Source organism: Pseudomonas putida, assembly GCF_009883635.2.
Taxonomy (GTDB): domain Bacteria; phylum Pseudomonadota; class Gammaproteobacteria; order Pseudomonadales; family Pseudomonadaceae; genus Aquipseudomonas; species Aquipseudomonas putida_W.
On sequence record NZ_CP026115.2, the window covers coordinates 2,750,245 to 2,777,142 of the forward strand.

The following is a 26,898-nucleotide window of genomic DNA, read 5'->3' on the forward strand; positions in this document are numbered from 1 at the left end:
GCTCAGGCCGGTTGTTCCACTGGCGGCTTGGCCACCGAGCAGAGGCGGATCGAGTCGGCAAGGATCTCGATCGCCTTCGGCCGCGGGAAGCTGGCGCGCCAGGCGATGGCCACGGTACGGAACGGTGCAGGCGGGGTAAGCGGACGCACTTCGATGACCCCAGGCGCATAGTGATGGCTGTGCACGGCCGACAGCGGCAGGATCGACACCCCCAGGCCGGACGCGACCATGTGGCGGATGGTTTCCAGCGAGCTGGACTCGACCGTGGTGTGCTTGGAGCCTTCGCCACCTTTGTTCAGCGTCGGGCAGGCTTCCAGCACCTGGTCGCGGAAGCAGTGGCCCTCGCCGAGCAGCAGCAGGCTCTTGTCGTTGAGCATGGCAGTGTCGATGGTCTTCTTCGCCGTCCACGGGTGGTCGGCTGGCATCAACGCACAGAAGGGCTCGTCGTACAGCGGCAGGGTCAGCACATCGGCTTCGTTGAACGGCAGGGCGATGATCACCGCATCCAGTTCGCCGTTGCGCAGCTTCTCGCGCAGCACGTGAGTGAAGTTTTCTTCGATGTACAGCGGCATCTGTGGCGCCACCCGATGCAGCTGCGGGATCAGGTGCGGGAACAGGTACGGGCCGACGGTATAGATGGCGCCGACCTTGAGCGGGGCGGTCAGCTGGTTCTTGCCGGCCTGGGCCAGCTCGCGAATGCCCTGGGCTTGCTCCAGTACCTTCTGCGCCTGGGCCACGATGCTTTCGCCGACCGGGGTCAGGCGCACCGCGCTCTTGCTGCGCTCGAAGATCAGCACGCCAAGCTCGTCCTCAAGCTTCTTCACGCCGACCGACAGGGTCGGCTGGCTGACGTGGCAGCGCTCGGCAGCATGGCCGAAGTGCTGCTCCTGGGCGAGCGTGACGATGTAGCGTAATTCTGTGAGGGTCATAACGTGCGTCCATGAAGTTGCGGGCCCAGCATAGCGGCTGCAATCGATAGACGCACGTTATCAGACTTGCCGATTTGTGACAGAAACAAAAGTATCAGCGACGGTCCAGCGAGTAGACGAACGGTGCCACCACTTCGATCGTGCCATTGGTCAGCAACTCCGCTGGCGGCTTGGGTACCGTGCCAGCGCGGCGGATCATTTCCATGGTCGCCCGGTCCAGGGCCGCGCTGCCGGAGCCGCCTGCCATGGAGTAGGACACCACTTTACCTTCGGCGTCGACCACGAAGCGCAGGCGGTTGATGCCTTGCAAGCCGCGACGGCGAGCGTCCTCCGGATAGCGCTTGTACTTCGCCAGGTGGCGCAGCAGGTCGCTCTGCCAGGTTGGCAGCGCCTGACTATTGGAAGCGATGCTTGGCGCCGGTGCCGCCGACTTCTGCGGTGGCGTGTTGCTTGGCGGCGTATCGGCTACCTGTTCCTTGGCCGGTGGCTCATCCTTCGGCGGCTCTGGCTTCTTCTCAGGCTTCGGTGGCTGAGGCTTGGGCTTCGGCTTGGGCGGCTTGGCGATGGCGATCTTCGGTTTCGGCGCCTCGACCAGCTTGGGCAGCGGCGGTTCTTCTACCGGTGCCGGTGGCTGTGGGGCGGCTTTCGGTGGTGGCGGCGGCGCGGGCTCGGGCAGCGGTGCCAGCTCGACCATCATGGCTGCCGGGGGCAGCTCGATGGCCTGGGGCACCGACCAGTTGAGCGTCAGCAGCACGGCGACCACGTGCACGCCCAGCACGATCGCCAGGCTGCCCCCGTAGCGCGCCACGTTTGAGCGCGGTTTCGTCATTTCTTGGCTGCCGTCTCGAGACCTACCAGACCGACCTTGAGGTAGCCGGCCGCGCGCATGTTGTTCATCACTTCCATCAGGTCACCGTAATCCACGCCCTTGTCGGCCTGGAAGAAGATGGTGGTTTCCTTGTCGCCCTTGGTCTTGGCGTCGAGCATCGGGCCAAGCTGTTCGGGGGCAGGTACCTGATCGTCGCCGACATACAGCTTCTGGTCGGCCTTGACGCTGACGAACACCGGTTTCTCGGGCCTCGGTGCCGGCTTGGCAGTCGAGGCCGGCAGGTCTACCTTGATGTCGACCGTTGCCAGTGGGGCTGCGACCATGAAGATGATCAGCAGCACCAGCATCACGTCGATGAACGGCGTAACGTTGATTTCGTGGTTTTCGGCGAGGTCGTCGCCACCTTCGTTGAGATGCAGGCCCATGGTTTACCCCACTTTCACCATGTGCGGGGCGGCGCGGTCGCCACCCTGGTGGTCCAGATCACGGCTGACCAGCAGCAGCACCTGGGCGGAGGCGTCGGACACCTGTGCCTTGTAGCCGGCGATGGAGCGGGCGAAGACGTTGTAGATGACCACGGCCGGGATCGCTGCGACCAGGCCCAGGGCGGTGGCCAGCAGGGCCTCGGCGATACCTGGGGCAACCACGGCCAGGTTGGTGGTCTGGGTCTTGGCGATGCCGATGAAGCTGTTCATGATGCCCCACACGGTACCGAACAGGCCGACGAACGGCGCGGTGGAACCGATGGTGGCGAGCACGCCGGTGCCGTTGCTCATGGCGCGACCGCTGGCGGCTACCAAGCGCTCCAGGCGGAAGCTGACGCGTTCCTTGATGCCTTCTTTCTCGCGGGCATTGGCCGACAGGCGCATCTCTTCGAGGGCATCATGGACCAGGGTGTGGGCCAGGGTTCCTTCTTTATTGGAGACGGTGCTGGCTTCTTTGAGGCTCACCGACTGCTTCAGCGCGGCGATTTCGCCACGCAGGCGGCGCTTGGCGCCCATCAGCTCGAAGCCCTTGGCGATCCAGATGGTCCAGGTGATGATCGAGGCGATAGCCAGGCCGATCATCACGATTTTGACGACGATGTCAGCGTTCTTGTACATGCCCCATGGGGACAGGTCGTGGGCCATGCCCAGCGAGGTGTCTTCAACCAGTTCCTGGACCGCCGGGTCGGCGGCGACAGGCGCTTCGACCGGCGTTGCGGCCTGGCCTTCGACAGCAGCCGGTGCCGGGGTGGCCGGAGCGGCAGCGGCAGCCGGGGTAGCGGCGTTGGCGGCAGGCTCATCGGCCATGGCCACCGGGGCCAGCACCAGGCTGAACATCAGCGCGGCGATGGCGCGCCAGGCGCGCGACGGGGTTGGCGAAGCGGAAGGTTGAGTACGTGTCATGCTGGCCGGACCTGATGAAGAAGAAAGTGTGCGTTCTCCAAGGCCTCGAGATCGGCCGAGAACAGATAGGGGTGCCATTATTGCAAGTAATTCTTGTTAACAAAAGTAATCTTGTTGCTTTTTTCACCTTTGGTCTAGCCGCTGATCGTGTAATCCCTATAGTGTGAGCCTTTAAGAAAAGGGCTACGTGAATGTCAGATCTTTCAGCGGTAATCGTGGGGTGTGGTGATGTAGGTAGCCGACTCGCCCTTCAGTTGCTGGCTATGGGTTGGCAAGTCAGTGGCTTGCGTCGCTCGGTCGAGCAGCTTCCAGAAGGTGTTCACCCGATCGCCGCCGACCTTTCCGAGCCCGGCATCCCCCAGGCCTGGCCACCACGCTCGCCGGACTACCTGGTGTATTGCGTAGCCGCCAGCCAGCACGATGAGGCGGGTTATCAGTCCGCCTACGTCGACGGTTTGCGCCATGTGCTGACGTGGCTGGCCGAGCGCGGTCAGCGCCCACGGCGCTTGCTGTTCGTCTCCAGCAGCAGCGTATTCGCGCAAAAGGAAGGCGAATGGATCGACGAAACCGCACCCACCGAACCTGAAGGTTATTCCGGGAAGGTGATGCTTGAGGCCGAAGGGTTGGCGCTGGCCAGTGGCATGCCTGCAAGCGTGATTCGCCTGACCGGCATCTACGGCCCGGGTCGCGAGTGGCTGCTGAGCCAGGTACGGCAAGGGTATCGGGTCGCCGAGGAGCCGCCGCTGTATGGCAACCGGATTCATGCCGAGGATGCCGCAAGCCTGATGGCGTTCCTGCTGCAGGCCGATGCCGATGGTGTGGCGCTGGAGGATTGCTACATCGGTGTCGACGACGACCCGGCGCCGCTGGCCGATGTGGTGGCTTGGCTGCGCGCGTACATGGGGGTTACCGAGTGGTCCGATGAGCAGCGGGTGCGCCGTACGGGCAGCAAGCGTTGCAGCAATGCCCGGGTGCGGGCGTTGGGCTGGGCGCCGGAGTATCCGAGCTACAAGGAAGGCTATGCGGCGATTCTGGCGGGCAAACGCTGAATTCGCCGCTTGGCTGGTTTTTTGTAGGAGCGGGCTTGCCCCGCGAACACCGGCAAAGCCGGTGCCAGGCTCCGCGGGGTCTTCTTCGCGGGACAAGCCCGCTCCTACAGGGGCAGCGTTCGGTTTGAGAGCGGTCTTCAGTCCCGCTCCAGCACCCACTGCTGTGTGCCGGCTGCAAGCTGCGGAATCTCGTCCGCATGGGCAGTGTTCACCGCCTGGAAGATCGCCAGCTTGTCGCCATCACGCTTGAAGATGAACGGCGCGCCACGCTGATTACGCTCCAGCCACAGGCTGTCGTTGTTGCCACCCATGCTGGCGCAGTCGCCGGCCAGGCACAGGGCGAAACGGTCAGGGCCTGGCAGGCCGGTGACGTTGCCGGTATCGCTGAAGTGTACGGTGGCGCCCTTGCCCTGACCTTCGATGATCTTCCAGTCGCCACCGAGGTAGGCCTGGTACAGCGCCTTCTCGAAGCTGCCACCCAGCGGCGTATTGCCAGGTTGCTTGGCGCGCACGAAGGTCTGCTTGGCGCCGCTCTGGTCGGTGGCTTCGAGCTCGTCGCCGTCGAGTGCCAGCAATTCGGTCTGGCCGCCTGGGAAGCTGGCCTGCCATTGCTTGTCGTTGGCGCTCAGCTGGCCGTCGGCCGCCTCGAAGCCATTGCTGTAGCTGGCTCGCTGGCTGCTCACATCGAGCTTCCACTCGAAGACCGGGCCGTGTTCGTTCAGGGCTTGGCGCAGGCTGTCGCCCTTGATGGCGGCCTTGATGGCGTCCTGGTTGATCCAGGTACCGTTGAAATCTTCGGGTTTGTGGCTGGCGCAGCCGCCCAGAAGCAGGGCTGCCAGCGCGAGGGGCAGTGCTTGACGCATGACGGGATAACCTTGCAGAGGAGGGTGACGGGCAGGGCGCCCGTCACCAGGGGCATCATTCGATGACCAGGATGGCGTCCATTTCGACCTGGGCGCCTTTCGGCAGTGCAGCAACGCCGATGGCGGCGCGGGCTGGGTAGGGCTGTTCGAAGTAGCGGCCCATCACCTCGTTGACCTTGGCGAAGTGGCTCAGGTCGGTGAGGAAGATGTTCAGCTTGACGATGTCCTTGAACGAACCGCCAGCTGCTTCAGCCACGGACTTGAGGTTCTCGAACACCTGCACGGTCTGGGCTTCGAAGCCTTCGACCAGTTCCATGGTCTTCGGGTCCAGCGGGATCTGGCCCGACATGTAGACGGTGTTGCCGGCCTTGATCGCCTGGGAGTAGGTGCCGATAGCGGCAGGGGCCTTGTCGCTGTTGATTACGGTCTTGCTCATGATGACTCCTTGCGGTTGGCGGACTACGTACGCATGCGGGTGATGCGGACCACGCCGGTCAAGGTACGCAGCTTCTTGATCACACGCGCCAGGTGCACACGGTCGTGCACGCTGACCACCAGTTGGACCACGCTGATACGGCCGTCGCGTTCGTCCATGCTGATCTTCTCGATGTTGCCGTCGGCAGCGTTGACGCTGCTGGCCAGCAGGGCGATCAGGCCGCGCTGGTGTTCAAGCTCGACACGCAGCTCGACATTGAATTCGCCAGCGATGTCCTTGGCCCAGGAGAGCTGCACGCACTTCTCTGGGTTATGGCGGATTTCGCTGATGTTGCGGCAATTTTCCAGGTGCACGACCATGCCCTTGCCTGCTGACAGGTGGCCGACGATCGGGTCGCCCGGGATCGGCGTGCAGCACTTGGCGTAGCTCAGCACCAAGCCTTCGGTCCCGCGGATCGCCAGCGGACCTTCCGGCGCCGGCAGCTGCTCGCCTTCGGCCGACAGCAGGCGGCGGGCGACCACGTAGGCCATGCGGTTGCCCAGGCCGATGTCTTCGAGCAGGTCTTCGATCAGCTCCAGGCGGTACTCGGCGAGAATCGCCTGGATACGCTCCTGGGGGATTTTCTCCAGGCTGCTGTCGAAACCGGTCAGCACCTTGTTCAGCAGGCGCTCGCCGAGGCTGATCGACTCGGAGCGGCGCTGCTGCTTGAGGGCATGGCGAATGTGCGTGCGCGCCTTGCCGGTGACCACGAAATTGAGCCAGGCCGGATTCGGCCGTGCGCCCGGGGCGCTGACGATTTCCACCGTCGAGCCGCTCTGCAGCGGCTCGGACAATGGTGCCAGGCGGCGGTTGATGCGGCAGGCGATGCAGCTGTTGCCAACGTCGGTGTGCACCGCGTAGGCGAAGTCGACGGCGGTAGAGCCTTTGGGCAGCTCCATGATCCGGCCTTTGGGCGTGAACACGTAGACCTCGTCCGGGAACAGGTCGATCTTCACGCTTTCGATGAATTCCAGCGAGTTGCCGGCACGTTGCTGCAGCTCGAGGATGCCCTTGACCCACTGACGCGCCCGGGCATGGCTGCCCTTGGGTTGCTCGTCATCGTTGGACTTGTACAGCCAGTGTGCGGCGATGCCGTTGTTGGCCATCTCTTCCATCTCGCGGGTGCGGATCTGGATTTCGATGGGCACGCCGTGCATGCCGAACAGCGTGGTGTGCAACGACTGGTAGCCGTTGGCCTTGGGGATCGCGATGTAATCCTTGAAGCGACCGGGCAGCGGCTTGTACAGGTTGTGCACGGCGCCGAGCACGCGGTAGCAGGTGTCGACCTTGTCGACGATGATGCGGAAGGCGTACACGTCCATGATCTCGTTGAAGGCGCGGCGCTTGCCACGCATCTTCTTGTAGATGCCATAGAGGTGTTTCTGCCGGCCGCTGACCTCGCCCTCGATACCGTCTGCGGCCAGGCAGTTGGCCAGCGAGTGCTCGATCTTGGCGACGATCTCTTTACGGTTGCCGCGTGCGCTCTTCACCGCCCGGTGGATCAGCGACGAACGCATCGGGTGCATGGCCTTGAAGCCGAGGTCCTCGAACTCCACGCGCACGGTGTGCATCCCCAGGCGGTTGGCGATGGGGGCGTAGATCTCAAGGGTTTCCTTGGCGATGCGCCGGCGTTTTTCGCCAGACAGCACTTCCAGGGTGCGCATGTTGTGCAGGCGATCGGCCAGCTTGACCAGGATCACGCGAATATCGCGGGCCATGGCCATGGCCATCTTCTGGAAGTTTTCGGCCTGCGCCTCGGCCTTGGTCTCGAAGTTCATCTGGGTCAGCTTGCTGACCCCATCGACCAGTTCGGCCACGGTCTCGCCAAATTGCTGGCAGAGGGCTTCCTTGGCGATGCCGGTGTCTTCGATCACGTCGTGCAGCATGGCTGCCATCAGGCTCTGATGGTCCATGTGCATGTCGGCGAGGATGCTGGCTACGGCCAGCGGATGGGTCACGTAGGGCTCGCCGCTGCGGCGGCGCTGCCCGTCGTGTGCCTGTTCGGCGTAGAAATAGGCGCGGCGAACCAGGTTGACCTGTTCGGGGCCCAGGTAGGTCGACAGCCGTTCGGCTAAGGCTTCTATGCCCGGCATGGTTTCACCTCTTGCCGAGGAAGAGGGCCTTGTGCCGCGCGACGTCGACAGGGCATCGATCAGACAGCCTCGTTGGACTCGTCCTCGAACGCGGCGAAGACCGGATCCTCGGTGACGATCTCTTCGGCGGCGATGAACTCAGGGGTAACGATACCTTCGGCGATTTCGCGCAGGGCGACCACGGTCGGCTTGTCGTTTTCCCACGCTACGCGTGGCTCTTTGCCGCCGGTAGCCAGCTGACGGGCGCGCTTGGTCGAGAGCATGACCAGCTCAAAACGGTTATCCACGTGTTCCAGGCAGTCTTCAACAGTTACGCGGGCCATGGTCTTCCTCAGTAGCAAATGCGGTAGGCGTGCAGCCCAATATGGGCAGGCGGACTCGATAGTTTAAAAAATCACCAGCCAATAGGGAAGCGCTGTTTTGTCGGCTACCTCGTCAGGCCTGCGTATCACCGTACCCTGTGGGAGCGGCTTCAGCTGCGAAAGGGCCGGAACAGACACCCTCGATGCATGCTTCTGACGATAACCTCAGAGCATCGCATCCCGCAACCGCGGCGTCAGTTCCTCGAACAGCGTCTGCACCGAGCGCAACGCCCGGCAATCCGGCCGCGTCAGCAGCCACAGCTGGGTATCGCAGCCTGGCAGCGGCCCGCTCAACGCGTCGACCCCCGGCAGCGCATGCACCATATAGTCGGGCAATGCCGCCACGCCCAGCCCGGTGCTCACCAGCTGGGCGATGGTCGACATGCCGCTGCACTGGTAGCGCGGGCTCAGCCCTGGGAATTGCTGGTTGCGCCAGACCACGGTGGGGTGGTCCTGCATGGAATCGTCCGGGGCGATCCACGGCACGCTGCTGGCCGACTCGTTCAGGCGCTCGCGCCACTGCGGCTGACCGCAGATCACATAAGATGTGGAACCCAGGCAACGACCCACCAGATGCTCCGGCGGCGTATTGGTCAGGCGCAGTGCGATGTCGGCATCGCGCCGGCTGAGGTTGGCGAAGGTATTGGAGGTGCCCATCTCCAGCGACAACGCCGGGTAGTTCGGCATGAACGCCGCCAGCGCCGGCAGCAGTAGGCTGTGCATCACTGCCTCTGTGCAGGTCAGGCGCACGGTGCCGCTGACCACCTGCTCGCCGCTGGTCATGGCGATGCGTGCGGCATCCAGCGCCTGTTCAGCGCGCTCGGCCTGCTCGGCCAGGGCCTGGGCCGTGTCCGTCGGCAGGTAGCCTTTGCGGCTTTTCACGAACAGCGCGGTGCCCAGCGCCGACTCCAGCCGGCGAATCGAGCGGAACACGGTCGAAACGTCGACCTTGAGCAGTTCGGCGGCCTTGGCCAGTGAGCGCCCGCGTTCCAGTGCCAGGACCAGGGAGAGGTCGGCGTGGGTAATCTGATATTGCATTGGTGCACGCTCTGCTTGCCGAATTGCCAATGTCTGTTGCGTGAGGGCCATTTTATAGTGAAACGGCCCCCGGGAATCAATGCGCCCGGTCGGGCAACCAATCCCCACGATGGGAAAGTGAAAAGAACAACAGCTGCAACCATCGTCGCCCGTGAGGCGCCAGCCGTATCCCCCACATCGCCGCAGCAAATCATAGGATGTAAGCCATGACGTCGGTCACCCCGTGCGCCAGTACTTCCAGCGAGATGAATGACTTCCTTCAGGCCCATCCGGATACGCAGTACGTCGATCTGCTGATTTCCGACATGAACGGCGTGGTACGCGGCAAGCGCATCGAGCGCGCCAGCCTGCACAAGGTGTACGAGAAAGGTATCAACCTGCCGGCCTCGTTGTTCGCCCTCGACATCAATGGCTCGACCGTGGAAAGCACCGGCCTGGGCCTGGACATCGGTGACGCCGACCGCATCTGCTACCCGATTGCCGGCACGCTGTCCGACGAGCCGTGGCAGAAGCGCCCGACCGCACAGCTGCTGATGACCATGCACGAACTCGACGGTGAGCCGTTCTTCGCCGACCCGCGCGAAGTGCTGCGCCAGGTGGTGAGCAAGTTCGACGCCATGGGCCTGGATATCTGCGCCGCGTTCGAGCTGGAGTTCTACCTGATCGACCAGGACAACCTCAACGGTCGCCCGCAACCGCCCCGCTCGCCAATCTCGGGCAAGCGCCCGCAGTCGACCCAGGTGTACCTGATCGACGACCTCGACGAATACGCCGACTGCCTGCAGGACATGCTCGAAGCGGCCAAGGAGCAAGGCCTGCCTGCCGATGCCATCGTCAAGGAAAGTGCCCCGGCGCAGTTCGAGGTCAACCTGCACCACGTCGCCGACCCGATGAAGGCCTGCGACTATGCGATCCTGCTCAAGCGCCTGATCAAGAACGTCGCCTACGACCATGAAATGGACACCACCTTCATGGCCAAGCCCTACCCGGGCCAGGCGGGCAACGGCCTGCACGTGCACATCTCGCTGCTGGACAAGAAAACAGGCAAGAACATCTTCGCCAATGAAGACCCGCTGCAAAGCGACGCCCTGCGCCACGCCATCGGCGGTGTACTCGAGACCATGCCGGCGTCGATGGCCTTCCTGTGCCCGAACATCAACTCCTACCGCCGCTTCGGTGCGCAGTTCTACGTACCGAACGCGCCGAGCTGGGGCCTGGACAACCGCACCGTGGCCGTGCGCGTACCGACCGACAGTAGCGACAACGTGCGCATCGAGCACCGCGTGGCCGGCGCCGATGCCAACCCGTACCTGATGCTGGCGGCCATCCTGGCCGGCATTCACCACGGCCTGACCAGCAAGATCGAGCCAAGTGCACCGATCGAAGGCAACTCCTACGAACAGCTGGAGCAGAGCCTGCCGAACAACCTGCGCGACGCCCTGCGTGCGCTGGATGACAGTGAAGTCCTCAACCAATACATCAGCCCGGACTACATCGATATCTTCGTGGCCTGCAAGGAAAGTGAGCTGGCCGAGTTCGAAGTTTCGATTTCCGACCTCGAGTACAACTGGTACCTGCACACGGTGTAAGCCCATGAGCGCAATTGCGGTCCCCTTGATCGGTATCAGCGCCTGCCGTCAGCAGGTGGGGAAGAACTCGTCGCACACGGTGGGCGACAAGTACGTGGAGGCCGCCGGCTTCGCCGGATTGCCGCTGATCCTGCCGGCCCGCGACGGCGGCAGTGATACTCAGGCGCTGCTGGCCCAGCTCGACGGTATTGTTTTTACCGGCTCGCCTTCAAATATCGAGCCGCATCATTACAATGGCGCCGCCAGCGCCGAAGGGACCCGGCACGACCTTGCCCGTGATCGGCTGACCCTACCGCTGCTGCAGGCGGCGATTGCCGCCGGCGTGCCGGTGTTCTGCATCTGCCGTGGCTTCCAGGAACTGAACGTGGCCTTGGGCGGCAGCTTGCACCAGCGTGTGCATGAGCTGCCCGGCTACATGGACCATCGTGAACCTGAGGATGCACCCCTGGAGGTGCAATACGGCCCTCGTCATCCCGTCAGCGTTGCGCCTGGCGGGTTGTTCGAGCGCCTGGGCCTGGCTGCGCAGTTCGAGGTCAACTCGCTGCACAGCCAGGGCATCGACCGCCTGGCCCCAGGCCTGCGGGTCGAGGCACGGGCCCCGGATGGCCTGATCGAAGCAGTGTCGATGCCTGACGCGCCGGGCTTTGTACTTGGCGTGCAGTGGCACCCTGAATGGCGTTTCGCCGACAACCCGGTCTCCCGGAGCCTTTTCCAGGCGTTCCGCGAGGCCTGTATTGCCCATGCTGCACGGGAGGTCTGACAGAAGTCAGCCAAAAGTCCGGGATGACTCACCCCCGGCAGCGCGCTTTCAATGAGTGGAAGCAGGCCTTGGGAACAGGGCCTGTGAAAACAATTCCAATAGTTACGGCAAAAACTCATGAGCAATTACACAGAAGCCGGCCGCCCACCCGATGTGGCCGACTCGGGCAGCACTCAGCGCAGCAAAGGCTTGGCCAAGGGCCGACTTGGCCTGCTGGCCAGCGTGGTGCTGGGCATTTCCACCATCGCCCCGGTCTACACCCTGACCGGCGCCCTTGGCCCGACCGTACGTGAGGTCGGTGCTCATCTTCCCGCCGTGTTCATTGTCGGCTTCCTGCCGATGCTGCTGGTTGCCCTGGGCTACCGCGAGCTGAATTCGGCCGAGCCGGACAGCGGCACTTCGTTTACCTGGTCGGCCCGCGCCTTTGGCCCGATGATCGGCTGGATCGGTGGCTGGGGGCTGGTCGTGGCCACCACCATCGTGCTGTCCAACCTGGCGGGTGTTGCCGTCGACTTCTTCTATCTGTTCCTCAGCCAGATCACCGGCCACCATGAGTTGGCGGCGCTGGCCGACAACCTGTTGATCAACATCACCACCTGCTGCGTGTTCATCGCCATGGCGGTGTGGATCTGCTGCCGCGGCATGGCCACCACCATGACCGTGCAATACGGGCTGGTGGCGCTGCAGCTGATGGTATTGCTCGGCTTTGCCTTCGCGGCCTTCGGCGGCACCACCGCGCCGCCACCGCTGGAGTTCGATTTCGCCTGGTTCAACCCGTTCGGTGTCGAGTCGTTCTCGGCCTTTGCCGCGGGGCTGTCGCTGTCGATCTTCATTTTCTGGGGCTGGGACGTGTGCCTGACCGTCAGCGAAGAGTCGGTTGGCAGTGACGAGGTGCCGGGCAAGGCGGCCACCTGGACGGTGCTGCTGATCCTTGGCCTGTACCTGGTTACCGCCATTGCCACCCTGCAGTTCGCCGGCATCAGCGAGCAAGGCCTGGGCCTGAACAACCCGCGCATCCAGGAAAACGTGTTCGCACACCTGGCGGGGCCGGTGATGGGGCCGTTGGCGATCCTGATGTCGATCGCGGTGCTGGCGAGTACCGCGGCGTCGCTGCAGTCGACCTTCGTGTCGCCGGCGCGCACGCTGCTGGCCATGGGTTACTACGGCGCGGTGCCGCAGAAATTCGCCAGCGTCTGCCCGCGTTCGCAAACGCCGCGTTACGCGACCATTTGCGCCGGTGTGGCGGCAGGCCTGTTCTACGTGACCATGCGTACCCTGAGCGAGAACGTGCTGGCAGACACCATCACGGCGCTGGGCATGATGATCTGCTTCTACTATTCGCTGACGGCGTTCGCCTGCGTCTGGTACTTCCGTGACAGCCTGTTCGGCAGCCTGCGCCACTTCTTCATGCGCGGCCTGTGCCCTTTGGTGGGAGGGGTGATCCTGTCGGTAATCTTCGTGCGCACGGCCATCGACAGCGCCTCGCCGGACTTTGGCAGCGGCTCGCATGTGGCCGGGCTGGGCTTGGTGTTCGTGATTGCGGCGATCATTTCGGCACTGGGGATCGTGCTGATGATGATCTCGCGGATGCGTGCGCCGGCTTACTTCCTCGGGGCTACCCTGCGTCAGCAGGCCACCCTGCCACTGCAGGACTAATGCAAAGGGGCCGCAAAGCGGCCCCTTTCGGTGTATCAGGCGAGCAGTTCTTTCAGCAGCCCGCTGTAACGTTGCTGTTGCTTGTTCAGCAGCAATCGGTTGGCCACGAATACCGCTTTCAACTCCTCAAGCGCCACGCCGAAGTCGTCGTTGATGATGACGTACTCATACTCGTCGTAGTGCACCATCTCGCTGACCGCTTCCTTCATGCGCCCGGCGATGATCTCTTCGCTGTCCTGGCCACGGCCATCCAGGCGCTCGCGCAGGGCCTGCTGGCTCGGCGGCAGGATGAACACCGAACGTGCCTCGGGCATCAACTTGCGCACCTGCTGGGCGCCTTGCCAGTCGATCTCCAGAATCAGGTCGTTGCCCCGGTCCAGCACCTCTTGCAGCGCACTGCGTGAAGTCCCGTAGAAATTGCCAAACACTTCGGCGTGCTCGAGGAAGTCACCCTTGGCGATCAGCCCCTTGAAATCGTCATGGCTGACGAAGTGGTAGTTCACGCCGTGTTCTTCGCCCGGGCGCATGGCGCGGGTGGTGTGCGAGACCGAGACGCTGACGCGCGGGTCGGCCTTGATCAGGGCGGTGACCAGGCTGGTCTTGCCGGCGCCGGACGGTGCCGAAACGATATATAGGGTGCCGCTGCTTTGATTCATGGTCGGGGTGGCCTTACTCGATGTTCTGTACTTGTTCACGCATCTGTTCGATCAACACCTTCAGGTTGACCGCCGCTTGCGTGCTGCGTGGGTCGAAGGCCTTGGAGCCCAGGGTGTTGGCTTCTCGGTTGAGTTCCTGCATCAGGAAATCCAGGCGCCGGCCGGCGGCACCGCCGGACTTGAGCACCCGGCGCACTTCGTTGACGTGAGTGCTGAGGCGGTCGAGTTCCTCGGCGACGTCGCTCTTCTGTGCCAGCAGCACCATTTCCTGCTCCAGGCGCTGCGGGTCGAGCTCGGCCTTGAGGTCGCCGAATCGGTCGATGATCTTCTGGCGCTGGGCGGCGAGCATCTGCGGCACCAGGGCGCGCAGGGTGGTGACCTCGGTGGTCATGTTGTCCAGGCGTTCGTTGATCAGCCGGGCCAGCTCCTGGCCTTCGCGCAGGCGCCCGGCCTTGAGCTCGGCCAGGGCCTCGTCGAACAGCGCCACGGCTTCGGCGTTCAGGGCCTGGGGGTCAGTGGCGTCGGCCACCAGCACGCCCGGCCAGGACAGCACTTCCAGCGGGTTGAGTGCAGCCGGCTGCTTGATCAGGCCGGCCACCTCCTCAGCGGCGGCGACCAGCTGCGCGGCGCGCTCGCGGTCGACCTTGAGCGGCTTGCCGTTGCTGTCTTCGTGCAGGCGCAGGGTGCATTCGACCTTGCCGCGCGACAGGCCCTGGCGCAGACCTTCACGTACCGCGCCTTCCAGGTCGCGCAGGGCGTCCGGCAGGCGCAGGTGAGGCTCAAGGTAACGGTGGTTGACCGAGCGCAGTTCCCAGACCAGGGTGCCTTGGCTGCCTGCGCGCTCGACACGAGCAAAAGCGGTCATGCTGTGCACCATGGGAAGTACCTCGCGTAAATGAATTGAAGGCGCGCGATTGTAGCGCAGTGCGCACGTGACGCCCAATCCGCCCATGTTACAGAGCACGTGCCAGTGAGTGGGAAAAGGCGACAGGCTGCCGGGGGCGCGACAATAGGCATGTCCTCTGGGGGCGACGGGCACTATAATGGCGGGCAGATTCAAAGTCCCAGTACAGGTATCCCAGATGAAACGTCCAAGTGGTCGCGCCGCCGATCAGCTCCGCTCGATCCGCATCACCCGCAACTACACCAAGCACGCCGAAGGGTCGGTACTGGTCGAGTTCGGTGACACCAAGGTCATCTGCACGGTCAGCGTCGAAAACGGCGTACCGCGCTTCCTCAAAGGCCAGGGCCAAGGTTGGCTGACCGCCGAGTATGGCATGCTGCCGCGTTCCACCGGCGAGCGTAACCAGCGCGAAGCCAGCCGTGGCAAGCAAGGTGGCCGCACCCTGGAAATCCAGCGCCTGATCGGCCGTTCGCTGCGCGCCGCCCTGGACATGAGCAAGCTCGGTGACATCACCCTGTACATCGACTGCGACGTGATCCAGGCCGATGGCGGCACCCGCACCGCTTCGATCACTGGCGCCATGGTCGCCCTGTGCGACGCCCTGGCCGTGATCAAGAAGCGCGGTGGCCTGAAGGCCGGCAACCCGCTCAAGCACATGATCGCTGCCGTATCGGTGGGCATGTACCAGGGCGAAGCGGTACTCGACCTGGACTACTTGGAAGATTCCGCTGCGGAAACCGACCTCAACGTGGTCATGACCAGCGCCGGTGGTTTCATCGAAGTACAGGGCACTGCCGAAGGTGCGCCGTTCCAGCCTGAAGACTTCAACGCCATGCTGGCGCTGGCGCAAAAGGGCATGAGCGAAATCTTCGAACTGCAGAACGCCGCATTGGCCGACTGACTGTTCCTACAGACACAAAAAAGCCGACATCACTGTCGGCTTTTTTGTGTCTGAGCAGGGCTCAGATGGTCAACGTCCAGTCGTAGTCGACAATCAGCGGCGCATGCTGGGAGAAGCGCGGCTGACGCGGCAGGCGGGCATTGCGCACGAAGCGGCGCAGGCCCGGGGTGAGGATCTGGTAGTCGAACCGGTAGCCCAGGTTGAGCATCTCGGCCTGTTCGTTGTCCGGCCACCAGCTGTACTGGTCGCCTTCACGGCTGACTTCGCGCAAGGCATCGACATAGCCCATGTCGCCGGTGATCGCATCCATCCACGCCCGTTCTGGCGGCAGGAAGCCCGGCGACTGCTGGCTGTCACGCCAGTTCTTGATGTCAAGCTTCTGCTGCGCCACGTAGAACGAGCCGCAATAGATGTATTCGCGACGCTTGCGACGCTGTTTGTCCAGGTACTTGGCGAAGTCGTCCATCAACTTGAATTTCTGGTTCAAGTCTTCGTCGCCGTTCATACCCGAAGGCAGCAGCAGGCTGGCAATACTGACTTTGTCGAAATCTGCTTGCAGATAACGCCCGTAGCGGTCGGCTGTCTCGAAACCCAGGCCGGTGATGACTGCCTTGGGCTGCATGCGCGAGTACAGTGCCACGCCACCTTGGGCGGGTACCTCCGCGTCGCAGGCATAAAGGAAATAGCCATCGAGCTGGAAAGCTGGGTCGTCGAGTTCAAAGGCCGAGGCGCGGGTATCCTGAAGGCAGATGACGTCGGCATTCTGGGCTTGCAGCCAGCTGAGCAATCCACGCTCGGCCGCAGCCTGAATGCCATTCACGTTCACACTGATGATCCGCATAAATGGCCCCAAAAATCTCGTGCGTGTATGATACCCGAGCTCAACCCATTTAGCTAAATCCGTGGTGTCCGGGACCTTACATGCAGCCGTATCAGCGCGACTTCATCCGTTTTGCCATCGATCGCGGCGTGCTGCGCTTCGGTGAGTTCACCCTGAAATCGGGCCGTACCAGCCCGTATTTCTTCAATGCCGGCCTGTTCAACACCGGTTCCGCCCTTGCGCAACTGGGCCGTTGCTACGCGGCAGCCATCGTCGACAGCAAGATCCCGTTCGACGTGTTGTTCGGCCCGGCCTACAAGGGTATTCCCCTGGCAGCAACCACTGCGGTGGCCCTGGCAGATCAGCATCAGCTCGACGTGCCGTGGTGCTTCAACCGCAAGGAAGCCAAGGATCACGGCGAAGGCGGCAGCCTGGTGGGCGCACCGCTGGCCGGTGACGTGCTGATCATCGACGACGTGATCACTGCCGGTACCGCGATTCGCGAAGTGATGCAGATCATCAACGCCCAGCAGGCCAAGGCCGCTGGCGTGCTGATCGCGCTGAACCGCGAAGAGCGCGGCAATGGCGAGCTGTCGGCGATCCAGGAAGTGGAGCGTGACTTCGGTATTCCTGTGGTCAGCATCGTTTCGTTGACCCAGGTACTGGAGTTCCTGGCGGACGACCCGCAGCTCAAGCAGCATCTGCCGGCTGTGGAAGCCTATCGGGCGCAGTACGGGATCTGATCCTGGCCCGTTAACGAAAAAAGGCGACCTTCGTGAGAGGGTCGCCTTTTTTGTTTCTGCCGGTGCCGGTTATGCGTGACGCTTGCGGTTGGTGATCAAAGTGCCGACGCCGCTGTCGGTGAAGATCTCCAGCAGCACCGCGTTCGGCACGCGGCCGTCGACGATGTGCGAGCTGTTGACGCCGCCCTGGACCGCTTCCAGTGCGCACTTGATCTTCGGCAGCATGCCGCCGTAGATGGTGCCGTCGGCGATCAGTTCATTGACCTGCTCGGTGGTCAGGCCGGTCAGGACCTGGCCCTGCTTGTCCATCAGGCCGGCGATGTTGGTCAGCAGCATCAGCTTTTCAGCCTTCAGTGCTTCGGCCACCTTGCCCGCCACCAGATCGGCGTTGATGTTGTACGACTCACCGTTGGCGCCCACGCCGATTGGCGCGATCACCGGGATGAAGTCGCCCTTCACCAGCATGTTCAGCAGGTCGGTGTTGACGCTGACCACTTCGCCGACGTGGCCGATGTCGATGATTTCCGGCTGGGTCATCTCCGGGGTCTGGCGGGTGACGGTGAGCTTCTTCGCACGAATCAGCTCGGCGTCCTTGCCGGTCAGGCCGATGGCGCTGCCGCCGTGGCGGTTGATCAGGTTGACGATGTCCTTGTTGACCTGGCCGCCGAGGACCATCTCCACCACGTCCATGGTCGCGGCGTCGGTGACGCGCATGCCATCGATGAAGTGGCTCTCGATCGACAGGCGCTTGAGCAGGTCACCGATCTGCGGGCCGCCACCGTGCACGACCACCGGGTTGATGCCCACGGCTTTCATCAGCACGATGTCCCGGGCAAAGCCGGTCTTGAGCTCCTCGCTCTCCATCGCGTTGCCGCCGTACTTGATCACCAGGGTCTTGCCGACAAAGCGGCGAATGTAAGGCAGTGCTTCGGACAAAACCTCGGCTACATGGGAAGCGGCATCGCGATCGAGGGTCATGCAGGGCTCCTGTAAGGAACAGATAGTCGGTCAGAACGGCAGTTGCAGCTCAGGGGCAACCCGCAGCAACTGGGCACGGAAAACATCCTTGATACGTTGCAACTCGGCGTCGCTTTCAGCCTCGAAACGCAGCACCAGCACCGGCGTGGTGTTGGAAGCGCGGACCAGGCCCCAGCCTTTCGGGTAGTCGACCCGCACACCGTCGATGGTGGTCAGGTTGGCATCGCCCCACTGGGCGTCGCGTTGCAGTGCATCAATGATGCTGAATTTACCCTCGTCGGTCACATCAATATTGATTTCCGGCGTGGAAATATCGTTCGGGAAGGCGGCGAACAGGTCTTCGGCGTTCTGCGAGGCCTTGCTGAGGATCTCCAGCAGGCGCGCGGCGCTGTAGATGCCGTCGTCGAAACCGTACCAGCGCTCCTTGATGAAGATGTGCCCGCTCATCTCGCCAGCCAGCAGCGAGCCGGTCTGTTTCATCTTCTTCTTGATCAGCGAGTGGCCGGTCTTCCACATCAGCGCGCGGCCACCATGCTGTTCGATCAGCGGGGTCAGGCGGCGGGTGCATTTGACGTCGAAGATGATCTCGGCGCCTGGGTTGCGCTCCAGCACGTCGAGGGCGAAGAGCATCAGCAGGCGGTCTGGGTAGACGATGCTGCCGGTGTTGGTCACCACGCCCACGCGGTCACCATCGCCGTCGAAGGCCAGGCCGATGTCGGCACCGGTTTCCTTGACCTTGGCGATCAGGTCTTCGAGGTTTTCCGGCTTGCCCGGGTCCGGGTGGTGGTTGGGGAAGTTGCCGTCCACCTCGCAGAACAGCGGGATGACATCGCAGCCCAGGGCTTCGATCAGCTGTGGCGCGATCACGCCAGCGGCACCGTTGCCGCAGTCGACCACGACCTTGAGCTTTTTCGCCAGCTTCACGTCGTCGACGATCTGCTGGTAGTAACGCTCGAGAATCTCGACCTTCTGCACGCTGCCTTTGCCGCGCGGCACGTCGTTGGTCTGCAGGCGGGTCAGCAGGGCTTGGATCTGCTCATTGGCCAGGGTATCGCCAGCGATGACGATCTTGAAGCCGTTGTAGTCCGACGGGTTGTGGCTGCCGGTGAGCATAACGCCCGACTTGCCGGCCAGCACGTTGGCGGCGAAGTACAGCGCCGGGGTCGGCACCAGGCCGACATCGCTGACCTGGCAACCGGCGTCGACCAGGCCCTTGATCAGCTGCTCGACCAGCATCGGGCCGGACAGGCGGCCATCGCGGCCTACGGAAATCTGCGGTTCGCCCTGGGAAATGGTCTGCGCGCCGATGGCGCGGCCGATCCAGTAGGCGGTTTCGCCGTGCAGGGTCTTGCCGACCACGCCGCGGATGTCATAGGCGCGGAAGATGCTTTCCGGCAGTGCCGGGACCAGGTGGGCCATGTCGTTCATCTCGGGAAGCTCCATTAATCAAAGGCTTGTCTGGGCAGGCGCAAACTGAACGCTTGGACGGTGGAATCGCCAGAGAGTTCGCCATCCTTGGCCTGAACGGTCGTCGGTCGGCTCAGTGGCTACCGGAATGGCCGAAGCCGCCCGTGCCACGCTGGCTCTCGTCGAAGCTCTCGACGATGTCGAAATGCGCTTGTACCACAGGAACGAGGACAAGCTGTGCGATGCGCTCGCCGACGGCGATGGTGAACGGCGTGTTGCCACGGTTCCAGCACGACACCATCAGTTCGCCCTGGTAGTCCGAGTCGATAAGGCCGACCAGGTTGCCGAGCACGATGCCGTGTTTGTGGCCCAGGCCCGAGCGCGGCAGGATCATGGCCGCAAGACCCGGGTCGCCAATGTAGATCGACAGGCCGGTCGGGATCAGCAGGGTTTGGCCCGGCTCGAGGACGGTGTCCTCTTTCAGCAAGGCGCGCAGGTCGAGGCCGGCGGAGCCTGGTGTGGCGTATTGCGGCAGCGGGAATTCGCTGCCCAGGCGTGGGTCGAGAATCTTGGCTTGAAGAGCGTGCATGTAACTTATTGAACCTGATTGAGCCGTTCGGCGATGAAGGCGACCAGTTGCCGGGCGATCTTGCCCTTGCTGGTCTGCGCGAAGAGGGTCTGGTGCTGCTGGCGGTCGATCACGGTCAGGGCATTTTCCTCGCTGTTGAAGCCGATGCTGGGGTTGGCCACATCATTGGCGACGATCAGATCGAGGTTCTTGTCCTTGAGCTTGCGCGTGGCGTAATCGAGCAAGTGTTCGGTTTCGGCGGCGAAGCCGACGCTGAACGGGCGGTCGGCACGGCCAGCGATGGTGGCAAGGATATCGGGATTGCGCACCATCTGCAGCAGCATGCCGTCGCCGGTCGTAGGATCCTTCTTGAGCTTTTGCGGGGCAACCACCTCTGGGCGGTAGTCCGCGACCGCTGCGGACGCGATGAACAGGTCGCACGGCATGGCGGCTTCACAGGCTGCGAGCATGTCCCGTGCGCTGACCACATCGATACGCTGCACGCGGTCGGGGGTCTGCAGGTGCACAGGGCCGGTGACGAGGGTCACCCGAGCACCGGCTTCGGCGGCCGCCTCGGCCAGGGCGAAGCCCATCTTCCCGGAGCTATGATTGGTGATGTAGCGCACCGGGTCGATGTTTTCCTGGGTCGGGCCGGCGGTGATCAGCACATGTTTGCCGGTCAGGGCCTGGCGCTTGAAGCTTTCTGCGGCGCACCAGGCCAGGTCGGTGGCTTCGAGCATGCGGCCCAGGCCCACGTCGCCACAGGCCTGGCTGCCCGAGGCCGGGCCGAACACCTGGATGCCACGGCGCTTGAGCAGTTCGAGATTGTCTTGCGTGGCCGGGTCGCGCCACATCGCCTGGTTCATCGCCGGGGCCACGGCCACGGTGGCGTCGGTGGCCAGCACCAGGGTGGTCAGCAGGTCGTCGGCCATGCCTTGGGCCAGGCGCGCCATGAGGTCGGCGGTGGCCGGGGCGATCAGTACCAGGTCGGCCCACTTGGCCAGTTCGATGTGGCCCATGGCCGCTTCTGCGGCAGGGTCGAGCAGATCCATGTGCACCGGGTGGCCGGACAGCGCCTGCAGGGTCAGCGGGGTGATGAATTCTGCACCACCGCGGGTCATGACGACGCGCACCTGCGCGCCGTGCTCCAGGAGTCGGCGAATCAGCTCGGCGCTTTTGTAGGCGGCAATGCCACCTCCGACGCCGAGAACGATGCGCTTGCGATACAGCCGCTGCATAGGCTTGCCTTTTTCCAGTGAGAGCGGGCGGCGACGTTTGAAAATGCCTGCGGCAGAACGTCGCATGTGCGAAGCGAAATAGATTAACACAGGGCCGAAACGGGCCGCAGCAAGGGCAGGGAGCAGGGATGAATATCAGGGAGTGGCCAGCTGAAGAGCGGCCGAGGGAGAAGTTGTTGCAGCGCGGGGCTGGCAGCCTGACCGATGCGGAGTTACTGGCCGTGTTTCTCGGCTCTGGCGTGCGTGGGCGCAATGTCGTGGAGCTGGCGCGAGGTCTGCTGGTGAAGTTCGGCGGCTTGCGTCAGTTGCTGGAAGCCGACCGTGAAGCCTTCGTCGGTGAGCTTGGGCTGGGCCCGGTGAGGTACAGCCAGTTGCAGGCATTGCTGGAGATCGGGCGCAGGCACCTGGCCACTTCTATCGAACGCGAGTCGGTCATGGACAGCCCGGCTGCGGTGCGACGCTATCTGAAGTCCATGCTGCGCCATGAAGTGAGCGAGGTGTTCGGCTGTCTGTTTCTGGATACCAAGCACCGGCCGCTGGCGTTCGAGATCCTGTTCAGGGGCACGATAGACCGTGCGAGTGTCTACCCGCGCGAAGTGGTGCGCCGGGCGCTGCAGCACAACGCGGCGGCTCTGATCCTGTGCCACAACCATCCTTCGGGCAACAGTGAGCCGAGCCAGGATGATGTGCACCTGACGCTGTCGCTGAAGCGGGGATTGGGGTTGATCGATGTACGGGTGCTGGATCACATCATCATCGGCGACGGCGAGCCGCTGTCGATGGTCGAACATGGGTGGATTGTGGCATAGGCCTTTGCGTTGCCTGTGCCGGCCTCTTCGCGGGCTCGCCCGCGAAAAGGCCGGAGCAGGGTTACTTGGTCGCCGAGACCTTGCTGAAGTCCAGCCGCCCGAACGGGCTCACCTGGTAGCCCTCGACCCCTTGGCGCAACAGCGTCGCCGCCGTCGGATGCGCCAGTGGCACCCACAGTGCCTGCTGCTGGATCAAGGTCTGCGCCTGCTGGTACAGCCGGCTTCGCACGCTCTGGTCGTTGGTGGTGCGCCCGGCACTGATCAGCTGGTCCAGGCGGTCATCGCAGAACCGTGCGAAGTTGGTCCCTGACTTTACCGCCGCGCAGGAAAACTGCGGGCTGAGGAAGTTGTCCGGGTCGCCGTTGTCGCCGGCCCAGCCCATGAACAGCAGGTCATGTTCGCCGGCTTTGGCCCGGCGGATCAGCTCGCCCCACTCGATCACACGGATCTCGGCCTTGATGCCGATCTTCGCCAGGTCGGCCTGGAGCATCTGCGCGCCCAGGCTCGGGTTGGGGTTGAGCAGGCTGCCCGACGGGCGGGTCCAGATGGTGGTGCTGAAACCATCAGCCAGGCCGGCCTTGGCCAGCATCGCCTTGGCCTTGACCAGGTCCAGCGGGTAGCCGGGCAGGTCCTTGGCGTAGCTCCAGGTGTTGGGCGGGTAGGGGCCGTTGGCAGCGGTGGCGGTGTCTTCGAACACGGCCTTGAGGTAGGCCTGTTTGTCGAAGGCCAGGTTGATCGCCTGGCGCACTTCAGGCTTGTCCAGCGGCGGATGTTCGCTGTTGATGGCGACGAAGGCAGTCATGAATGCCGGGGTAGTGGCGACCTTGAGGTTGCCGTCCTTGCCGGCTTCGGCGATGTCCACCGGCTTGGGCGACAGGGCCACCTGGCATTCGCCCCGCTTGAGCTTCTGCAGGCGCACGTTGGCGTCGGGGGTGATGGCGAAGATCAGCGGGTCGACTGCCGGCTTGCCGTCGAAGTAATCCGGGTTGGCGCGGTAGCGCACCACGGCATCCTTCTGGAAACGCTGGAACACGAACGGGCCGGTGCCGATCGGCTGGCTGTTGAGTTTTTCCGGGCTGCCTTCCTTGAGCAGCTTGTCGGCGTACTCGGCCGAGTAGATCGACGCGAAGCCCATGCTCAGGGTGGCCAGGAAGGTGGCGTCTGCGTGGGTCAAGCTGAAACGCACGGTGTTTGGCTCCGGGGCCTCGATCGCCTTGATCAGGCTGCCCAGTTGCAGCGACTGGGCGTGCGGGTAGCCACCCGGCGCGGTCTTGTGCCAGGCGTGAGCGGGGTAGAGCATGCGCTGGAAGCTGAACAGCACGTCGTCGGCGTTCAGTTCACGGGTGGGCTTGAAGTAGGGCGTGGTGTGGAACTTCACTCCGTCGCGCAGCTTGAAGTCGTAGGTCAGGCCATCGGCCGACACCGTCCAGCTCTGCGCCAGGCTCGGCACCACTTTGCCCTGGCCCGCGTCAAACTCGACCAAGCGGTTCATCAGGACGTCGGCCGAGGCGTTGGTAGTGGTCAGCGAGTTGTACTGGACCACGTCGAAGCCTTCGGGGCTGGCCTCGGTGCAGACACTCAACGGGGCGGCCTGGGCCACGCCTGCGGCAAACAAGGAGGTGAACAATAAGGAAAGGGCGGCAGCACGCATGGTGGCTCCTTGGCTGGTCAATGGCCCATCTGCCGGCGCAGTCTGGAAACGTCCTACCCTAGTGCGCGTTTTCGGAAATGACCACCTTCTTTTTCAGTTGCTTGGCGACGAGCGGTCGACAGCGCGGCGGGCGAGTCGCTATGCTGCTCGCGCGCTATTTGCAGCACACGAATGCTCATCTTCTGTTGTTGCGGCGTAGTCTTTCTGGTATAAAGCAGCGCTCTTTTCTAGGGGCTCGGCCTGTCGCATCAGCGGATCCGGTCGATAAGACCTCCAGAATCACGGCGCCTGGCGCCAAAGACTGAGAGATTAAGCGGCCAACCCATGCCGGGTTGGGCATGTGGTTTTAGAGGGCTGAGTCATGTCGAGAGTCTGTCAAGTTACTGGTAAGGGTCCAGTAACCGGGAACAACATTTCCCACGCAAACAACAAAACCCGTCGTCGTTTCCTGCCGAACCTGCAGCACCACCGTTTCTGGGTTGAATCCGAGAAGCGTTTCGTGCGTCTGCGCGTATCCGCCAAAGGCATGCGTATCATCGACAAGCGCGGCATCGACGCCGTTCTGGTTGATATCCGTAAAGCTGGCGCCAAGGTTTAAGGGAGAACATCATGCGTGAATTGATCCGTCTGGTTTCGAGTGCCGGTACCGGCCACTTCTACACCACTGACAAGAACAAGCGCACCACCCCGGACAAAATCGAGATCAAGAAATACGATCCGGTTGTTCGCAAGCACGTGGTGTACAAGGAAGCCAAGATCAAGTAATTGATCGGCGACCTAAAAAAACCCGCATCCGAAAGGGCGCGGGTTTTTTTATGCCTACAGCAAAGGCAAGGTCAGGCGAAGCTGAAGCCCTGGATGATTTGGTTGGCATCTGTGCGGATGTGAATCCGGTTGATGTCGAACTCCAAGGTTCTGATTTCGTTGGGCCCTACGACGCGAGCACGGCCAGTGATTTCGGTGATGATGCCTTTTACCGAGGGTTCGTAGGGAGTGCCGATCAGATAGGCGAGCGCTTGCAGCACTTCTTCATTGTCCATGGCGCATTACCTTTTTTGGTGAGAATGGCCCGATGTGGGCGGGAATCATCCTCACTTAGCCGGTGAAGGCGCCGGTGCTACATAGTTACTTCTGCTCGAACATCACATAGATCTTGCGGCATGGCTCCAGCACTTCCCAGGTGCCCTTGAAGCCTGCCGGGATGACAAACCGATCACCGGCACGCAGGGTCTTGGCCCCGCCATCCTGGTCGCGCAGCACAGAAACACCCTGGACGATCTCGCAATACTCATGCTCGGTGTAGCTCACCGTCCATTGCCCCACCTCACCTTCCCAGACGCCCGCGGCGAACTGCCCGCATGGGCTGGAATAGTGGTTGTAGACAGCCTGGTCCGGCTCGCCCTTGAGGATTTTTTCCGCCGCAGGGCGGTAGCGTTCGGCCTCGGTGAGAACCTGGGCGAAGTCGATGATGCTGTCGATGCTCATGGTGCGGCTCCTGTTGTTGTTTAATAAAATGCACATCAGTAGGCTTTTAGGCTGTTCGTGTCAAATATATTGATACTTTACCCCGCCTGGTTTAGGGTATCGCTTGCCCGTGTGCGCTCGTCGCCCGGCCAGCATTCTGACAACGCCAGTGAGTCCTCAGTGCGGCGTTGCACCTAAACAAGAGGAGGAGTTTCGTATGACCACCCTGACTCGTGCGGACTGGGAACAACGTGCCCAGCAACTGAAGATTGAAGGCCGCGCCTTCATCAACGGCGAATACACCGACGCCGCATCCGGTGAAACATTCGACTGCCTGAGCCCGGTCGACGGACGCTTCCTGGCCAAGGTTGCCAGCTGCGACCTGGCCGACGCCAACCGCGCCGTGGAAAACGCCCGCGCCACCTTCAATTCCGGCGTCTGGTCGCAACTGGCCCCGGCCAAGCGCAAGGCCAAGCTGATCCGCTTCGCCGACCTGCTGCGCAAGAATGTCGAAGAGCTGGCGCTGCTGGAAACCCTGGACATGGGCAAGCCTATCGGCGACTCCTCCAGCATCGACGTGCCGGGCGCAGCGCAAGCCATTCACTGGACCGCCGAAGCCATCGACAAAGTCTACGACGAAGTCGCCCCGACGCCACACGACCAGCTCGGCCTGGTGACCCGTGAGCCGGTGGGCGTGGTCGGTGCCATCGTGCCGTGGAACTTCCCGCTGCTGATGGCCTGCTGGAAAATCGCCCCGGCCCTGGCTACCGGCAACTCGCTGGTGCTCAAGCCGTCCGAAAAATCCCCGCTGACCGCCATCCGCATCGCCCAGCTGGCGATCGAAGCCGGCATCCCGGCCGGCGTGCTGAATGTGCTGCCAGGCTACGGCCACACCGTGGGCAAGGCCCTGGCCCTGCACATGGACGTCGACACCCTGGTGTTCACCGGTTCGACCAAGATCGCCAAGCAGCTGATGGTCTACGCCGGCGAGTCGAACATGAAGCGCATCTGGCTGGAAGCCGGCGGCAAGAGCCCGAACATCGTCTTCGCCGACGCCCCGGACCTGCAAGCCGCAGCTGAAGCTGCCGCCAGCGCCATCGCCTTCAACCAGGGCGAAGTCTGCACCGCCGGTTCTCGCCTGCTGGTCGAGCGTTCGATCAAGGACAAGTTCCTGCCAATGGTGGTCGAGGCCCTCAAAGGCTGGAAGCCTGGCAACCCGCTGGACCCACAGACCACCGTCGGTGCACTGGTCGACACCCAGCAGATGAATACCGTGCTGTCGTACATCGACGCCGGCCACAAGGACGGCGCCAAGCTGCTGGCCGGTGGCAAGCGCACCCTGGAAGAAACCGGTGGCACCTACGTCGAGCCGACCATCTTCGACGGCGTGACCAACGCCATGAAGATCGCCCAGGAAGAAATTTTCGGCCCAGTGCTGTCGGTAATCGCCTTCGACACCGCCGAGGAAGCCATCGCCATCGCCAACGATACCCCGTATGGCCTGGCCGCTGGCATCTGGACCTCGGACATCTCCAAGGCCCACAAGACTGCCCGTGCCGTGCGCGCTGGCAGTGTCTGGGTCAACCAGTACGACGGCGGCGACATGACCGCGCCGTTTGGTGGCTTCAAGCAGTCGGGCAACGGCCGTGACAAGTCGCTGCACGCGCTGGAGAAGTACACCGAGCTGAAGGCGACCTGGATCAAGCTGTAATTCCAGTGGGGGGCCGC

28 protein-coding genes and 1 pseudogene are annotated in these 26,898 nt (G+C 63.1%); 10 read left to right on the forward strand and 19 right to left on the reverse strand.

Translation table 11 applies throughout. The features are described from left to right. Positions 1–2: 2 nt before the first annotated feature. The 4 genes from C2H86_RS12420 to exbB form a co-directional block, all read right to left on the reverse strand. Positions 3–929, reverse strand: coding sequence for a hydrogen peroxide-inducible genes activator (locus C2H86_RS12420; RefSeq protein ID WP_054884745.1), 927 nt, complete (start codon positions 927–929; stop codon positions 3–5). A gap of 94 nt (positions 930–1,023) precedes the next feature. Further along, the gene (locus C2H86_RS12425; RefSeq protein WP_079230316.1) at positions 1,024–1,758 is read right to left on the reverse strand and encodes an energy transducer TonB; all 735 of its coding nucleotides are present in this window, start codon (positions 1,756–1,758) and stop codon (positions 1,024–1,026) included. Beyond that, entirely contained in the window at positions 1,755–2,183 is a 429-nt protein-coding gene (gene exbD, locus C2H86_RS12430; RefSeq protein ID WP_054884743.1) for a TonB system transport protein ExbD, read from the reverse strand. Before exbD ends, C2H86_RS12425 begins: the two co-directional genes overlap by 4 nt. A gap of 3 nt (positions 2,184–2,186) precedes the next feature. Next, positions 2,187–3,146 (reverse strand): tonB-system energizer ExbB, encoded by a 960-nt coding sequence (exbB, locus tag C2H86_RS12435; RefSeq protein ID WP_159412749.1) that lies wholly within the window; start codon positions 3,144–3,146, stop codon positions 2,187–2,189. A 191-nt stretch (positions 3,147–3,337) separates the two neighbouring features. Here exbB and C2H86_RS12440 point away from each other — a divergent pair, with 191 nt between their 5' ends. Continuing rightward, positions 3,338–4,195 carry an SDR family oxidoreductase gene (locus C2H86_RS12440; RefSeq protein WP_159412750.1) on the forward strand — a complete coding sequence of 286 codons (858 nt, stop codon included), beginning with the start codon at positions 3,338–3,340 and terminating at the stop codon, positions 4,193–4,195. Positions 4,196–4,332: 137 nt separating this feature from the next. Here C2H86_RS12440 and C2H86_RS12445 read toward each other — a convergent pair whose 3' ends face one another. From C2H86_RS12445 to C2H86_RS12465, 5 genes are all read right to left on the reverse strand, one after another. Further along, complete coding sequence (locus C2H86_RS12445; protein ID WP_159412751.1) at positions 4,333–5,058, reverse strand: hypothetical protein; 726 nt, start codon at positions 5,056–5,058, stop codon at positions 4,333–4,335. 55 nt (positions 5,059–5,113) lie between these two features. Then, positions 5,114–5,494 (reverse strand): RidA family protein, encoded by a 381-nt coding sequence (locus C2H86_RS12450; protein ID WP_043199829.1) that lies wholly within the window; start codon positions 5,492–5,494, stop codon positions 5,114–5,116. Between the two features lie 23 nt (positions 5,495–5,517). Continuing rightward, positions 5,518–7,626 (reverse strand): bifunctional GTP diphosphokinase/guanosine-3',5'-bis pyrophosphate 3'-pyrophosphohydrolase, encoded by a 2,109-nt coding sequence (gene spoT / locus C2H86_RS12455; protein ID WP_159412752.1) that lies wholly within the window; start codon positions 7,624–7,626, stop codon positions 5,518–5,520. A 59-nt stretch (positions 7,627–7,685) separates the two neighbouring features. Further along, positions 7,686–7,949 carry a DNA-directed RNA polymerase subunit omega gene (gene rpoZ, locus C2H86_RS12460; protein ID WP_016394025.1) on the reverse strand — a complete coding sequence of 88 codons (264 nt, stop codon included), beginning with the start codon at positions 7,947–7,949 and terminating at the stop codon, positions 7,686–7,688. Positions 7,950–8,153: 204 nt separating this feature from the next. Next, a complete protein-coding gene (locus tag C2H86_RS12465; protein ID WP_159412753.1) occupies positions 8,154–9,026 on the reverse strand; it encodes a LysR family transcriptional regulator in 873 nt (290 codons plus the stop codon). Between the two features lie 206 nt (positions 9,027–9,232). Between C2H86_RS12465 and C2H86_RS12470 the strand changes: the two genes are divergently transcribed. The 3 genes from C2H86_RS12470 (at position 9,233) to C2H86_RS12480 (ending at position 13,031) form a co-directional block, all read left to right on the forward strand. Continuing rightward, positions 9,233–10,615, forward strand: a complete 1,383-nt coding sequence (locus C2H86_RS12470) for a glutamine synthetase family protein (RefSeq protein ID WP_159412754.1) — start codon at positions 9,233–9,235, stop codon at positions 10,613–10,615. Between the two features lie 4 nt (positions 10,616–10,619). Further along, positions 10,620–11,375 (forward strand): gamma-glutamyl-gamma-aminobutyrate hydrolase family protein, encoded by a 756-nt coding sequence (locus C2H86_RS12475; protein ID WP_159412755.1) that lies wholly within the window; start codon positions 10,620–10,622, stop codon positions 11,373–11,375. 117 nt (positions 11,376–11,492) lie between these two features. Then, entirely contained in the window at positions 11,493–13,031 is a 1,539-nt protein-coding gene (locus C2H86_RS12480; protein WP_159412756.1) for an APC family permease, read from the forward strand. A gap of 35 nt (positions 13,032–13,066) precedes the next feature. Here C2H86_RS12480 and gmk read toward each other — a convergent pair whose 3' ends face one another. Together gmk and C2H86_RS12490 are read right to left on the reverse strand one after the other, a co-directional pair. Then, a complete protein-coding gene (gene gmk / locus C2H86_RS12485; RefSeq protein ID WP_159412757.1) occupies positions 13,067–13,687 on the reverse strand; it encodes a guanylate kinase in 621 nt (206 codons plus the stop codon). A gap of 13 nt (positions 13,688–13,700) precedes the next feature. Beyond that, positions 13,701–14,564, reverse strand: a complete 864-nt coding sequence (locus C2H86_RS12490) for a YicC/YloC family endoribonuclease (protein WP_085676482.1) — start codon at positions 14,562–14,564, stop codon at positions 13,701–13,703. Between the two features lie 205 nt (positions 14,565–14,769). Between C2H86_RS12490 and rph the strand changes: the two genes are divergently transcribed. Beyond that, positions 14,770–15,492 (forward strand): ribonuclease PH, encoded by a 723-nt coding sequence (rph, locus tag C2H86_RS12495; protein ID WP_103448475.1) that lies wholly within the window; start codon positions 14,770–14,772, stop codon positions 15,490–15,492. A gap of 61 nt (positions 15,493–15,553) precedes the next feature. Here the strand turns inward: rph and C2H86_RS12500 are convergent, their stop codons facing one another. After that, positions 15,554–16,333, reverse strand: coding sequence for an exodeoxyribonuclease III (locus tag C2H86_RS12500; protein WP_008091582.1), 780 nt, complete (start codon positions 16,331–16,333; stop codon positions 15,554–15,556). Positions 16,334–16,413: 80 nt separating this feature from the next. On the opposite strand from C2H86_RS12500, the gene pyrE reads away from it, so the two are divergent. Then, on the forward strand, positions 16,414–17,055 hold the full coding sequence (gene pyrE, locus C2H86_RS12505) for an orotate phosphoribosyltransferase (RefSeq protein WP_008091580.1): 642 nt from the start codon (positions 16,414–16,416) through the stop codon (positions 17,053–17,055). 69 nt (positions 17,056–17,124) lie between these two features. On the opposite strand, the gene argB is transcribed toward pyrE, so the two are convergent. From argB to coaBC, 4 genes and pseudogenes are all read right to left on the reverse strand, one after another. After that, positions 17,125–18,033, reverse strand: a complete 909-nt coding sequence (gene argB / locus C2H86_RS12510) for an acetylglutamate kinase (RefSeq protein ID WP_110639898.1) — start codon at positions 18,031–18,033, stop codon at positions 17,125–17,127. 30 nt (positions 18,034–18,063) lie between these two features. Next, positions 18,064–19,437: pseudogene (locus tag C2H86_RS12515) on the reverse strand (phosphomannomutase/phosphoglucomutase); the annotation flags it as partial. A gap of 136 nt (positions 19,438–19,573) precedes the next feature. Beyond that, entirely contained in the window at positions 19,574–20,029 is a 456-nt protein-coding gene (gene dut / locus C2H86_RS12520) for a dUTP diphosphatase (protein ID WP_103448479.1), read from the reverse strand. A gap of 5 nt (positions 20,030–20,034) precedes the next feature. Beyond that, the gene (gene coaBC, locus C2H86_RS12525) at positions 20,035–21,246 is read right to left on the reverse strand and encodes a bifunctional phosphopantothenoylcysteine decarboxylase/phosphopantothenate--cysteine ligase CoaBC (protein WP_159412759.1); all 1,212 of its coding nucleotides are present in this window, start codon (positions 21,244–21,246) and stop codon (positions 20,035–20,037) included. Between the two features lie 128 nt (positions 21,247–21,374). Between coaBC and radC the strand changes: the two genes are divergently transcribed. Continuing rightward, a complete protein-coding gene (radC, locus tag C2H86_RS12530; RefSeq protein WP_159412760.1) occupies positions 21,375–22,055 on the forward strand; it encodes a RadC family protein in 681 nt (226 codons plus the stop codon). Positions 22,056–22,116: 61 nt separating this feature from the next. Here radC and C2H86_RS12535 read toward each other — a convergent pair whose 3' ends face one another. Beyond that, on the reverse strand, positions 22,117–23,706 hold the full coding sequence (locus C2H86_RS12535; RefSeq protein WP_159412761.1) for an ABC transporter substrate-binding protein: 1,590 nt from the start codon (positions 23,704–23,706) through the stop codon (positions 22,117–22,119). 361 nt (positions 23,707–24,067) lie between these two features. On the opposite strand from C2H86_RS12535, the gene rpmB reads away from it, so the two are divergent. Next, positions 24,068–24,304, forward strand: a complete 237-nt coding sequence (gene rpmB / locus C2H86_RS12540; protein WP_003253504.1) for a 50S ribosomal protein L28 — start codon at positions 24,068–24,070, stop codon at positions 24,302–24,304. A gap of 11 nt (positions 24,305–24,315) precedes the next feature. Beyond that, on the forward strand, positions 24,316–24,471 hold the full coding sequence (gene rpmG / locus C2H86_RS12545; RefSeq protein ID WP_003253507.1) for a 50S ribosomal protein L33: 156 nt from the start codon (positions 24,316–24,318) through the stop codon (positions 24,469–24,471). A gap of 71 nt (positions 24,472–24,542) precedes the next feature. On the opposite strand, the gene C2H86_RS12550 is transcribed toward rpmG, so the two are convergent. Continuing rightward, positions 24,543–24,746: a hypothetical protein gene (locus C2H86_RS12550; RefSeq protein WP_159412762.1), complete on the reverse strand. Its 204-nt coding sequence runs from the start codon at positions 24,744–24,746 to the stop codon at positions 24,543–24,545. A gap of 85 nt (positions 24,747–24,831) precedes the next feature. Next, complete coding sequence (locus C2H86_RS12555; protein WP_159412763.1) at positions 24,832–25,191, reverse strand: cupin domain-containing protein; 360 nt, start codon at positions 25,189–25,191, stop codon at positions 24,832–24,834. Between the two features lie 196 nt (positions 25,192–25,387). On the opposite strand from C2H86_RS12555, the gene C2H86_RS12560 reads away from it, so the two are divergent. Next, complete coding sequence (locus C2H86_RS12560) at positions 25,388–26,881, forward strand: aldehyde dehydrogenase (protein WP_103448485.1); 1,494 nt, start codon at positions 25,388–25,390, stop codon at positions 26,879–26,881. Positions 26,882–26,898: the final 17 nt, after the last annotated feature.